This is a genomic window from Meiothermus cerbereus (genome assembly GCF_051297115.1).
Lineage (GTDB): Bacteria > Deinococcota > Deinococci > Deinococcales > Thermaceae > Meiothermus > Meiothermus cerbereus_A.
Window position 1 is genome coordinate 1 of sequence record NZ_JBEVAL010000078.1, and the last position, 12,768, is coordinate 12,768.

Here is a 12,768-nt window from a genome sequence, read left to right on the forward strand (position 1 = left end):
CTCGGCTTTCGTTTCCTCTCCGCATTGAAATGCGGAGCATCCACGAAAGGAGTCTTGTGACATATGGCACATCCTTTGGAACACCTCGAGGGCTATCAGAAGTTCCGCGTGTTGCTGAGCGAGCTATTCCAGCTTGACCTGGCCGACCTTGATTTTGGCCTCTACCGGCTGCTGAAACAGCGCCGTAGAGCTATCGAGGACTACTTTGCCAAAGAACTACCTGAGCGCTTGTATAACCACATCCACGCCTTGAGCCAGCAGGCCAAAGCTGATCTCGAGGCTGAGCTCAAAGCAGCGACGGATAAGCTCAGGCAACTGACACCCAATGCCATTGAGCCTGACGGTACCCTGACCCCCATTGCCGATACCCTGGCCCAGGCCGGTGGGCAGATTGGTAACCTGATTGATCGGATTCGCCAGATTCGTAGCATCCTAGGCGAACAGGTACTCGCAGAGAACCAGGTCAACGACGTGCTCCTGCTCGTTCATGATTTTTTTCGCCGTTACTACGATGAGGGTGACTTCATCCCCCAGCCGCGCTTTTCTTACGGTGAGGGTTATGCCATTGAGTCATACGGGGATCGCGGCTTAGCGCCGCTACCCCAGGACTTCCCCGGTGCGGTCTACCGTGGTGAGGATGTGTACTTCCACTGGCCTACCCGTGGGATGCACTATGCCAAGAGCGACACCTACCTGAAAAACTACAGCTTCAGGGTAGAAACCCAGGGCCTCGAGCCCCAAACCTTTACGGTGCAGTTCGTCCTGGCCCATGTAGAAGCCGTCAGGGATAACAACCGGGCTTCCCGCTACTTCTTCCCCAAGCCTGAGGTAAAGCTCGAGGGCCATGCCCTGACCATTCCCTTTGACTACCGAAGCAAGAGGGAGGGCGACCCCGCCAGTCAGGAGAAGATCCTCGAGGCCGCCCTACCCGCCGTGCTGGCCACCATCCCCGATCCCGACCTTCGGGCGGCCTTGGAGAACACCGGCGACAACGGCAAAAGCCTGCTTTACCGCCGGGCCCGCCACTTTAGCGCCCTGGGCAGCAAGGACTTCTTCATCCACCCCCACCTCGAGGACTTCCTTCAGGCCGAGCTGGACTACTTCACCAAATCCCAGGCCCTGCGCCACGCCGAGTTGGAGGACGACCGCCTGTTGCGCCGCCGCCTAGCCACCCTCAAAGCCTTCAGGGGGATCACCCAGGACCTGATCCGCTTCCTGGGCCAGCTCGAGCGCATCCAAACCCAGCTTTTCGAGAAAAAGCGTCTGGTCTACCGCACGGACTACATCGTGCCTATTCGCCACATCCCCCAGAGCCTGTGGCCGGAGATTCTGGCAAACGAGGCGCAAATCCGGTACTGGCGGGACGATATGGGCTTCGCCGAGATCAACCAGCAAATCCTTGAGACCCACCCCTCCCTGCCGGTCTTTACCGGCAACTTCAACCCCGGCTTTGCTCGGAAGCTGCTGGCGGCCCTGAGCGAGCACTGGGATCTGGACGAGGCTACTGACGGGGTCCTGGTACACGCGGAAAACTATGGCGCCCTCCGCACCCTGGAAGCCCGCTGGCGTGAGCAGGTTAAGGTGGTCTACATTGATCCCCCTTACAATACGAAGTCCTCGGAAATCCCCTATAAGAATGGCTTTAAGCACGCCACCTTCGCTACGCTCATGGAAGGACGGGTGCGCCCCGCTCGCGACTTCCTGAGAAAAGACGGGGTGATGCTGGTAAGCATTGACCTCGAGGAGCGCACGGTCGTAGAGCACGTGCTGCGGGACACCTTTGGCAGTTGGAACCAGGTGGAAGAACTCATCTGGGCCATGAACACCACCAACAGCCAGGTGCCCACCTACTCCACCAACCACGAGTACGTACTGGTCTGGGCCAAAGACCTGCCGACTGTGGCCAGCGATCCCCAGATGTTCCGCGAACCCAAGCCGGGTTACGAGGAGGTGATGGCCCTCATCGAGGAACTGAACCCCAGCTACCCGCCCCTATCCGAGGTGGAAAAGGCCCTGCGCGAACTCTACCAGCGGCACCAAGCCGAGTACCGTCAGCAGGTGGAGGCTCAGGGGTTGAAGTGGGAAGAGGAGAAGAAAAACGATCCTTGGAAGGGGATCTACCCCTACAAGCGCGCTGAGTACCGGAATGCGAAGGGGGAGCTCGTGCCCGAGGAACGGGCGCGGGAGGAGCGCGCCTCCATATGGGTGTGGCAAGAGGACAATTTGGCCATGCCAGCGGGGAAACAAGCAGCCAGTACAAAGGATCCCAGCAGCCCCAACTACCGCTTCTACAAGCCCCTTCACTCCATCACGGGCAGGCCCGTACCGCACCCTAAAAGTGGATGGAAGTTACCCTATGAGCAAAGAGATTTAGAGGAGGGCCGCTCTTTCAGAGAGCTGGACGCCCAGGGCCGCATTGTCTGGGGCCAGGATGAGCAGAAGGTGCCTCGGATCAAGCGCTTTCTCCACGAGGTGGAGACCAACGTGGGCAAAAGCGTGATCGTGGACTATAGCGACGGGGAGAAGGAGACCTCGGCCCTGTTCGGCCGCTCCGGGGTGTTTTTTGCCCCCAAGCCTACCAGCCTCATCATGCGCCTGCTCCAGCAAACCACTCCCTATAAGGAGGGCATGGTGCTGGATTACTTTGGGGGCTCCGGCACCACCGCCCACGCGGTCATCCGGCTCAACCGGGAAGATGGTGGCAGACGCAAGTTCATCCTGGTAGAGATGGGCGACCACTTCGACAGCGTGGTGCTGCGGCGGGTACAGAAGGTGATGTATGCGCCCGCCTGGGCCGATGGAAGGCCCAAACCGGAGCCTATAGTGGAAGGCCAAGTCTATCAGGCGGGTTTAGAGAGCAAGGGTGGGATGAGCCCCCTACCCCAGTGGATGGAACGCTCACCCCGCCTGGTCAAGGTGCTGCGCTTGGAGAGCTACGAGGACGCCCTGTTCAACCTACAAACCGAGCCTTCCCCGCGCGAGACAGCCTATGCCGAAAACCTGAGCGCGGTGGAGCGGCCCCATGAGTTCTTGACCCGTGAGAATGCCTATCTCCTCTCCTACTTCGCCGAGGTCGTACAAGACGGGAATCCCACGCTGCTACGACCCATGCTGAATGGAGAGGCGCTTACCGAATGGCACTATCCTGCAGCCATCCGGATCAAGCGGCCCGAAAAGGGAGGCTACCGGGAAGAAGAAGTGGATTGGCTGGAAACAGCCGCGCTTTGGCTGGGGCTCAGAATCCGCAATTATGCGGAGATGGAAGCGAACGGGCATCTCTACAGGGTCATGTACGCTACCTCGCTCGATGAGGCACAACCGGTTGCTCTAATCTTGCGCGAGCGCAAGCCCGACCTTGACTTGCATGCGGAGCGGGTCTGGCTGGAACAGACTTTTCCCGGCCACCGGGTGATCCTCAATGCACCCCCGATAGCTGCCTTTGAAGCGCTAGAGGAGGTACTTCTGGACGCCATGATGGAGGGGTCCAAGTGAGCCTGGATGCTCATCTGGTGCTGGCTCGCTTTTTCCTGAGCAAGTTGCGGGTTAGCAACATCAACGAATTGCGGAGCTGGCAGGCCCTGGAGGACACCCAGGCCACCGGGGCGCAAACGGTGTTCTTCAACGCGGCCTTGGGCATGGCCACCCCGGATTTGGCCCAGCGGCTCCCCCTCTATGACGCCAACCTGCGCGAGTACGAGAGCCGCCTGGCCCGCCGTCGCAAAGAGTTCGCGGGGTTTAAGTATTTCCAGTATATTGCTCTTCTAGCCTCGGAGTACCACTTGGATCAGCTGACGGGCGATCCTGAGAAATACGTGGATGAGCTCAATGAATTTCAGGCTGCGGATCTACACCGCGCCCAGTTCACACTGCCCGATTTGCGCCGCCTGGCCTTTTACCTGGCCACAGGTGCAGGTAAAACCCTGCTCCTTCATGTGCATTACTGGCAGCTGTTGCACTACTTTAAAGCCGGAAGCAAAAAAGAGGCCCTGACCACCGAGGCTGGGTTTGGGAACATCCTCTTGCTAACTCCTAACGCGGGTTTGGCCGAACAACACCGCCAAGATCTTGAAAGAAGCGGCATCCCGGCTCGTTACCTGACCGAGGTCAAGCACAACCCCAGCAGCGTGTTACCCGGTACGGTGCTGGTGGTGGATATGCCCAAGCTCCGCGACAAACGCGCTAAGGACGAGACAGAGACTGAAGGGCTCTACTACCCCATCCTGGGACAGGCCAACCTGGTCTTTGCCGATGAGGGTCATAAGGGCACCGCCTCCCTGGACAAGGGCTGGCGTCAAATCCGTGAGTGGTTGAGCGAAAAGGGAATGCTCCTGGAGTACAGCGCTACCTTTGCCCAGGTCTTGAAGAGTGGAGAGATGTTAAGGGAGTACGGCAAGCGGATTCTTGCCGACTACCAGTACCGCTACTTCTACCAGGATCAGTATGGCAAGGATTTTCAGTCTATAGAAGCCAACCCTGGTGACCTCAACCCCACCGCTGAGGAGGAAGCCGCGTTAATGGGGGGCTTGCTCCTCTACTACGTGCAGCTAAGGCATTACCTGAGCCTGGGGAACCGGGCCCGCGAGTACAACTTGGAAAAGCCGCTTTGGACGTTCGTGGGCCACACCGTCATCAAGAGCAGCAAGGGCAAGGAGGGCGAGTTAGAGGAAGACGCCGAGACCTTAGCCGACGTGGCCAAGGTGGTGCGCTTCCTCAAGCGCTTGACGGACGATCCTCAGTGGGCCCAGGGCTTGATGGCGGGTGCAGTGACCAGCGGAGAGTTCATCGGCAACTCCAACCCTTTTGCAGCCCATCTGACCGAGCTACAAACGCAGGCTCCGCGCCAGCTCTACTACGAGGTGCTGGAGACGGTGATGCTAGGGCGCGGAGCCCTGGAGCTTCACCTGATGCCCGCTCAGGGCGAGATTGGCCTGAAGACCTCAGGAGCCAGAGAGTACTTCGGGGTCATCAACATCGGGGACACCGCGGGTTTCAAGAAGCAGCTTGAGCAGAATCTGAAGCTGGCCGTAGGGGAAAACCCGCTTTATGGTTACAGCCTCTTTCAGCAGATCAACCAGCCCAACAGCCCCATTCAAGTGCTCATAGGCTCCAGAAAGTTCGTAGAGGGCTGGAGTAGCTGGCGGGTCTCTACCATGACCCTGCTCAACATCGGGAAGAACCAGGGGCCCCTCATTATTCAGCTCTTTGGCCGGGGGGTGCGGCTGTTGGGGCAGAACCACTCGCTCAAGCGCTCAGGGAAGCATGAGGTTAAACGACTGGAGACCCTGTACGTGCTGGGTCTCAACGCCAATTACATAAAGCGTTTTCTGGAAACCATCCAATCTGAGGAAATCAACCTGGAGCGGATACATTTAGAACTCCAAATCAACCAATCGGCACTCGCCAAACCCCTACCCCTGCCCCGGCTGCCTGAGAATTTCGGCTTTGAGTCGCGCACCCTGGTTTTTGAACCTGATAACATCACTAAGCCCAGCGTCACTTTGGCAGCCAGGATCAGCGTGCTGGAAAACCAGGAGCTGGTAAGCCAGACCGCAGGCCAGCGCCAACCCTTGGAGCCCAAGCACTTAGCCATGCTGGACTGGGTGAGTTTGCGGCAGAAACTGCTGATCTACGCCAGGGCCGAGCGCATTGGCAATCTGAGCTTTTCCACTAAAAAGTTACAGCAGGTCTTGCAGCAGGGCTGGTACAGCCTGGTTGCTTCCGAGGGTGACTTAGCGAGTCCCAAAGCCCTCGAACAAGCCGTGCTGGCCATCCTTCGCAAATACCTGAGCGAATACTATAGGCGCGAGCTCAACGATGCCCAGGCCAGAGAAATTCTGCCTGGCAAACTACAACAGGAGGACCTCGAGACTATTGGTGGGAGAACGCGGGGATGAGGCCAATATTCGAACAATCATCCTTGGAAAGCGACAGAACTAATCCCCTCTGAACACCCGTCGGTAGCTTTCTCCCACCTGCTCCAGCGAACTCTCGGCGTAGATCTGGGTGGTCTTGAGGTCCCGGTGCCCCAAAAACTTCTGCAGCTGCTCCAGGGGCATCCCCCGGTCGAGGAGAATCTGCGCCACCGAGTGCCTGAGCAGGTGGGGGTAGACCCGCTTCTCGATGCCCGCCTCCTGCGCGGCCCGCCGGATGAGCTTCTGGATGGCCCGGGGGGAGTAGCGCTCATGGCGGTTGGACTCGAAGAGGTAGCCCCGGGTGCGCCCCGCCAGGTGAACCCGCAGCTCCTGGGCCAGGGCGGGCAGGATCGGGACATACCGCACCGAGTCCTTCTTGGCCTTGTGGACGTAGAGGTGGGGGGCCTCCCCGTCGAGGTGGACATCCTGGGCCCGCAAAAAGACGAACTCCGAGACCCGGACTCCGGTGTAGAAGAGGGTCTTGAGCATCAGGCCGTAGACCGGCTTCCTGGGGTGGAGGCGGTAGGCGGCCTCGAGCAGGCGCTCGACCTCCTCGCGGCTGAGCCGCTCGACCACCCGGCGGCGCTTGGCGGGCGGGTCGAGCTCCAGCAGGCGGCGCACCCGCTCGACCACATACTTGCTCTGGTCATAGTCCAGGTGGGCCTTACGCCAAAGTTTGGCCGTCTCAGCAATGAGGGCCTCGAGTTCGGAGTTCGCCTTCGCTTTTTTACCGCGCACTTCGGCCAGCTTGAGGGGGGTTGCGCTCTCCATGACCCCCTCAGTCTAGCCGGAAAAGTTCGCTGTATGAGTATTGTGCGAAATCTTGCTCGCTCGCCGATCTTGAAAAAGGCACATCTGGGTACAAGCTTTTGCTAGGCAGAGTTGCAGGATCACATCAGCGAGATTCAGCAAAGATTGGTCTAGCCACCACCCTTGACCCCAGGTGGTTCTTGCACGTATTCTCAGAGAAAATACTTGTAACCTTACAGGTATAGGGATGCCATGCAACTCTCCAGGGGCCAACAGAAGGTAGTCCAGCAGATGTCCGCGCTGAAGCGGAAACTCGGGCGCATGCCCAGTGTGCCCGAGCTCAGTGCCGCGCTGGGCTACTCCTACCAGGCCTTGCGGCAGCACCTAACTGCGCTGGAGCGCAAGGGGCTGCTGGAGGTCATCTCGCGCGGCCAGGGTCGCACTTCCGAGATCATCCTCACCCCGCAAGGAAAGTTGCTTTTGGGTCAGGGCATCCCTGTTCTGGGCTACATCGCAGCAGGGCCGATGGCCCCGGCTGTGCAGCAGCAACTGGGCCTGCTGGAGCTGCCGGGCAGCCCCGACACCTTCGCCCTGGTGGTGGATGGCGATTCGATGGCTGACTTCTTTCTGGCTGGGGATGTGGTGGTGGTGCACAGGGTGGCCCGCCCCCCCCGCCGCCGGGAGATCTGCGCGGTCATCGACAGCGAGACCGGCCGGGCCAGCCTCAAGTATGTAACCCTTCAGGGGGATATAGCTTTGCTCGAGCCCCACAACCCCGACTATCCCAGCCTGGAGCTACCGGCCCGCGAGCTACGCCTCCTGGGCGTGTTTGAATACATGTTGCGTGGCAAAAGCCCCGAGCAACTGCTCTCTACCCTGGGGGTGGTTATGTAACCCTTTCCTAGCCCACGACTCGAGGGCGCGTTCAGCCTGCCAGCCATTTCGCGCCCTCCCCCATAGCATCCAGGGCAATGCTCCGGAGCGGTCTTCTATTGGTCTTGTCAGTATAGCAGAAATCCCCCATGCCCCAAAGCCGTTCTCATCGTCCAGAGCTCGATCATCACCCCTATACCGAAGGGGTCGCGGCCCTGCTGTTCGACCCCTGGCCGCTGTATGTGGCCCGCTGCCTGAACCCTGGGCTGCCCGAAGAACCCGTAGCGGTCACACTAGGGGATCGGGTGGTTGCGGCCACCCCCGCGGTGCGCAAAGCGGGGGTAAACCTGGGGATGCGGGGTTCGGTCGCTTTGGCCAGGCTGGCCGGGCTACGCCTGATTCGACTGGAAACCCCAATGCTGCACGCTACCTGGGAGGTGCTGCTGGAGGAGATGCCAGCCTTCAGTCCCTGGGTCGAGCTCCTCAGTCCTGGACGGTTGCTGTTGCGGGTAGACATGGCAGCGGCCCGGGTGCTGGCAGAAGTGTACAGGGTAAGGGTTGGTTTCGCCCGGTACCGCGAGGTCGCCCTGCTGGCCGCACTGTCCGCCCGCCCAGGCCGGGTTCGGACAGTCCCACCGGGCGAAGAGAAAAGCCGGACGGATCGGCTGCCGCTCTACCTGCTCAAGGGGCTGGGCCTGGGGGCGCGCTCCCTGGAATGGCTCGCGCAGCTGGGGCAGCACACCCTGGGCGACCTGCGGCAATGGAGCAAAGCGCAGCTGGAGCGCACGCTGCCGGAGTACGGGGCCCTCGAGCGCTACCTGTTGGGCCCCTGGAGTTCCCAGGTAAACCGTGCCCGGCTTCCTGAAACCATGCGGGTAGAACACCCCTTTGCCGAGGCCGCCCTCGAGCCCAGGGAGTTCGAGCCGGTACTGAAGCACCTGGCCGCGCAGCTATCCCGTGCGCTCCAGGGCAAAGGCAAAGCTGCTTTCCGGCTAAAGGTGCTCGCAACGGCCTGCGGCAATCTGCATTCTGCGGCCCGCCAGAGCAAAGTTCCACTCCAGCAGGCCGACCCCATCTACCGCCTGGCCCGCCTGACCCTGGAAGACACCGGCGCCCTGGGGCTACCCCTCGAGCAGATCTCCCTCGAGCTCTCGAGCCTGCGCCGCCCTGGGGTTCAGGGGGCCCTGTGGGAAAGCCGCCCGCAAAGCCTGGCTATCCAGGCGGTGGCCGAGCAGTTCCCCTGGACGCTGGTACAGGCGCGGGAGCTCGACCCCTACGCCCTGGCCGCCGATCAGCGCGCGGTCTGGATTCGGCTGCTGGAAGGGGATCCCTGATGCGCCGGGTAGGTCTTGCGGTTACGGTGGAGGCCCACCCCGACGGGCGGCCAGGGGCGGTGGTCTACCGCTACCGGCGGCTAGTGCTGCGCTGGTTGAAGCGCTGGCGCAGCAAGGGACGCTGGTTTCTAGGAGAGGGGCCCCGCGCCTACTGGTGGGTCGAGGTCGAGGGCGGTCTGACCCTGGAGGTCTACCACCAGGAGGGAAGCGGTCTATGGGTGCTCACGCGGATTCTCGACTGAAGCCCGCGGCCCTGCACGTACACTCCTACTTTTCCGAGGGGGGTGGGGTGAGCAGCCCAGCCCGGCTAGCCCGACAGGCCGCCGAACTCGGATACGGGGCGCTGGCCCTGACCGACTGGCTTTCGCTGGCGAGCGTGGTGGAGCTGCACCAGGCCTGCCACAGCCTGGGCCTGCAGGCCCTCACCGGGGCCACCGTGCCGCTCCGGGTACATTCGCAGATCTATCCGGTGGTGCTGCTGGCGGCCTCGCGGCGGGGCTACGGCCACCTCGGCGAACTCATTACCCGAGCCCGGCAGCGGGACACCCCGTGTGTTGAACTCGAGGAACTGCTCGCCCACGCCGAGGACCTGCACCTGCTCAGCGGGGGTCGGGCCGGGCCGGTCAGCCGTCTGCTGGCTGCACGCAAATCGGAGGTTCTGCACCGCCTGCTTTCCACCCTGCGCTCGGCGTTCCCAGACCGGCTATGGGTTCAGCTTTTCCACGAGTTCTACCCCGAGGACGACCGGCGGGTGCGGGCCTTGTGGGCCTTCGCCCGTGAATGCTCCTTACCGGTGGTCGCGGCCCCCGAGGTGCGCTACGCGGTCCAGTCCCTCTACCCGCTGCACGAAGCCCTCACCGCAGCCCGTCTGGGCATCAGCGTCCACACCCCGCACCCCCAGGCAGTCAGAAACGATGCCCAGTACCTGCCCTCCCTGGCCGAGCTGCGCGACCGCTTTCCCTTTCCCGAGGCCCTGGCCAACACCGCCCGGCTGGCCCAGGCCTGTGCCTTCGAACTGCTGCCCGAGCGCCTGGAGACCGCAGTGCCCCTGCTACCGCCCGGGCTCTCGGCCCCGGCCTACCTGCGTCAGCGGTGCTATACCGGCCTGGAGCGGCTATATCCCTCGAGCACGCGGGAGGCTGCGAGGGCCCGACTGGAGTACGAGCTGGGAGTGGTGGAGGAGATGGAGATGGCGGGGTTTTTCCTCCTCGAGGCCGAGATCATGGATTACTGCCGCTCCCACGGCATCCTGGCGGCTGGTCGGGGCAGCGCCGCGGGCAGCCTGGTCTGCTACACCCTGGGCATCTCCCAGGTAGACCCCCTCCAGCACAACCTCCTTTTCGAGCGCTTCCTGCACGCCGGGCGGCGCTCCACCCCCGACGTGGACATTGACCTGGCCTCTCACCGCCGTGACGAGGTGCTGGCCTGGGTCGAGCAGCGCTTCGCTGGGGGGGAGCGCCGCGAGGCCATGACCGCCAACTACATCACCTACCGGTTGCCCTCTGCCTTGCAGGATCTGGGCCGGGCCCTGGATCTGCCCATGCACCAGCGCACCCTGCTCAGCAAACTGCTGGGCCGCGACCACCGCCACCGGCGGCCCCACCAGGCCCGTCGGGCCCAGGCCATCTTCGACGAGGTTCTGGGAAACAGCCCGCTGAAGGAGGTGCTGCTTTGGCTTTTAGAGCAGATCGAGCCGGGCCACGTGCGCCACCTGGCCCCCCATAGCGGCGGGGTGGTGCTCTCTGCCCATCCCCTGACCTATTACTCCCCACTGCAACGAAGCAGCGGGGGGATTTTGCACCTGCAACTCGATAAGGAAGGGGTCGAGCAGATGGGCCTGATCAAATGCGACCTGCTGGGTCTGCGGATGCTGGGCGTGCTGGAACGGGCCCGGGAGGAGGTATATCGCACCGAGGGGGTATGGCTTGATCTGGGTCGTCTGCCCGACGAGGCAGCAGTCTGGGATGCGCTGGAAGCGGGCGATACGCTGATGCTCTTTCAGCTCGAGAGCCCGGCCCAGATGCAGACTTCCCTGCGGGTAAAGCCCCGCAGCCGGGCCGAGCTGGCCCACCAGATTGCCCTCATCCGCCCCGGCCCCATCCAGTTGGGCACCGTGCATCCCTACCTGCGGCGGGCCCAGGGCCTCGAGGCCGAGACGGTGGTGCACCCGGCCTTAGCCCCCATCCTGGGGCCGACCCGGGGGGTTCTGCTGTACCAGGATCAGCAGCTTCGCATCCTGCACGACTGCGCTGGCTATAGCTGGCCCGAGGCCGAGCGACTGCGCAAGAAAATCGCCCGCGCCGAGGGGGAAGAAGAGCTTGAAGAAGAGGCTACCCGATTTGTTCAGGCCGTTGAGCGTACCCTGGGCGCTACCCGCGAACAGGCCCAGGCCATCTGGCAGATGGTGGCCGACTTCCGCGGCTACGGCTTTTGCGCCTCTCACGCCCACGCCTTTGCCCAGCACGCCTACGCCAGCGCCTGGTTGCGGCTGCATTTCCCGGCGGAATACTGGGCCGCCTTCATGACCGAGCGGCCCGGCTTCTGGCCTGCCGATACCCTGCGCCAGATGGCCCACAAGCTGGGGGTGGTGGTGCTGCCCCTGGACATCAACCAGAGCGGCAGGCACTATCGCTGTGAGAAGACCCCCCAGGGTAAAGGGGTGCGCCTCCCCCTCACTGCCGTCCACGGCCTGTCGGAAACCCTGGCGGAAGCGATTCTGTTGGAGCGGCTGGAGCGCCCCTTCGCCTCCCTCGAGGACTTCTATGCCCGGGTGGCCCTGGCGCGCGACGTGTTTATGAACCTGATACGGGCCGGGGCCTTCGAGGCCCTGCTGGATCGGCGCTCTGCGCTGTACCAGGCCCAGGTTCTGTTGCAGACCCACCCAGGAGGGGCACGGCCCTTGCTGGAAGCTCCCCTGCCCCCCACCCCAGCCCTGCCCCCCCTGGAACTCCCCGAGCGCATGGCCTGGGACTACCAGACCAAGGGTTTCTCCGAACTGGCCCTGCACCCGCTGGATCTGATGCGCTCGAGGCTGCTCGAGCTGGGCTGCAAGCCCCTGGTTTCGCTGCAACGCCTGGAAGGAGCCCAGGTGCGCACCGCTGGCCTCTTCAAGTTCTTGCAAAAACCTGAGTCGGCTCGAGGTTTTGCTTTCGTGGTTGTGGAGGACGGGACACAACTGGCCCAGCTCATCGTGACTCCCCAGCTCTGGGAGCGCTGCGGTCGAACGGTGCAAACCGCACAGGTGCTGGTGGTGGAGGGAGTGGTAGAGCGGGCCGGTACTTTGCTGGCCCTCAAGGTAGAGCGGCTCTGGGGCCTTCCCCTGGAGACTACCCCCGCCCCTATCCAGCAAGCCGCGCCCCTGCCTACACTGGAAGTAGGCTCCTGAGCACGGCAGGTATCCTGTATGAGCAAACCCTCCCTTCCTGCTACCTGGCGCTACGTTGAGCGCATCTCCCAGCCGGTGAGCCGGTCGCGTAACCCCTTCTGGCGCACGCTAGGCCCCCACGTCTATTGCCCTATTTGCGAAGAGCGTCTGCGAGCCGAATATGAACGTTTGGTAGAAACGCGAGGTGTCTACATTGACTACCTAACCCCGCTCGTACCAATGCGTCGGGCACCTGTAGAAGCACCGCCCCACTCGGATGAGCATGTGGAGGTGTGGATCGGGGCCTGCTCGTCCTGTGGCCAGGTTGTCTGGTCAGACTGTCCTCCCCTGACCCGAGCCGAGATCGCCGCAGCACGCGAGGAGGAGAGACAGGCACAGCTAGCGCGCCGTGAGGCGGATCGCCTCGAGCGTGCGGAGCAGCGCGCGGCACGCGCACGGGCCAAGGTCTGCAAACGTGAAGGCCACACCTGGAATCGAGGCCATTTCGGTCTTCTTTTTTCTGGAGACGGGCGAC

At 62.5% G+C, this 12,768-nt stretch carries 7 protein-coding genes; 6 read left to right on the top strand and 1 reads right to left on the bottom strand.

The window, feature by feature from the left end; all coding sequences use genetic code 11:
- Positions 1 to 63: 63 nt before the first annotated feature.
- Together ABWU19_RS12635 and ABWU19_RS12640 are read left to right on the top strand one after the other, a co-directional pair.
- Positions 64 to 3,492, top strand: coding sequence for a DNA methyltransferase (locus ABWU19_RS12635; RefSeq protein ID WP_435902037.1), 3,429 nt, complete (start codon positions 64 to 66; stop codon positions 3,490 to 3,492).
- Positions 3,489 to 5,894: a DEAD/DEAH box helicase family protein gene (locus ABWU19_RS12640; protein WP_435902038.1), complete on the top strand. Its 2,406-nt coding sequence runs from the start codon at positions 3,489 to 3,491 to the stop codon at positions 5,892 to 5,894. Before ABWU19_RS12635 ends, ABWU19_RS12640 begins: the two co-directional genes overlap by 4 nt.
- A gap of 39 nt (positions 5,895 to 5,933) precedes the next feature.
- On the opposite strand, the gene ABWU19_RS12645 is transcribed toward ABWU19_RS12640, so the two are convergent.
- Positions 5,934 to 6,683: a tyrosine-type recombinase/integrase gene (locus ABWU19_RS12645; RefSeq protein WP_435902039.1), complete on the bottom strand. Its 750-nt coding sequence runs from the start codon at positions 6,681 to 6,683 to the stop codon at positions 5,934 to 5,936.
- Between the two features lie 231 nt (positions 6,684 to 6,914).
- Between ABWU19_RS12645 and ABWU19_RS12650 the strand changes: the two genes are divergently transcribed.
- From ABWU19_RS12650 to dnaE, 4 genes are all read left to right on the top strand, one after another.
- Positions 6,915 to 7,556: a LexA family protein gene (locus tag ABWU19_RS12650; protein ID WP_119358775.1), complete on the top strand. Its 642-nt coding sequence runs from the start codon at positions 6,915 to 6,917 to the stop codon at positions 7,554 to 7,556.
- A gap of 128 nt (positions 7,557 to 7,684) precedes the next feature.
- Positions 7,685 to 8,869: a hypothetical protein gene (locus ABWU19_RS12655; RefSeq protein WP_119358776.1), complete on the top strand. Its 1,185-nt coding sequence runs from the start codon at positions 7,685 to 7,687 to the stop codon at positions 8,867 to 8,869.
- Positions 8,869 to 9,111, top strand: a complete 243-nt coding sequence (locus ABWU19_RS12660; RefSeq protein ID WP_119358777.1) for a hypothetical protein — start codon at positions 8,869 to 8,871, stop codon at positions 9,109 to 9,111. Before ABWU19_RS12655 ends, ABWU19_RS12660 begins: the two co-directional genes overlap by 1 nt.
- On the top strand, positions 9,084 to 12,254 hold the full coding sequence (gene dnaE, locus ABWU19_RS12665) for a DNA polymerase III subunit alpha (protein ID WP_119358778.1): 3,171 nt from the start codon (positions 9,084 to 9,086) through the stop codon (positions 12,252 to 12,254). The genes ABWU19_RS12660 and dnaE overlap by 28 nt, the downstream gene beginning before the upstream one ends.
- Positions 12,255 to 12,768: the final 514 nt, after the last annotated feature.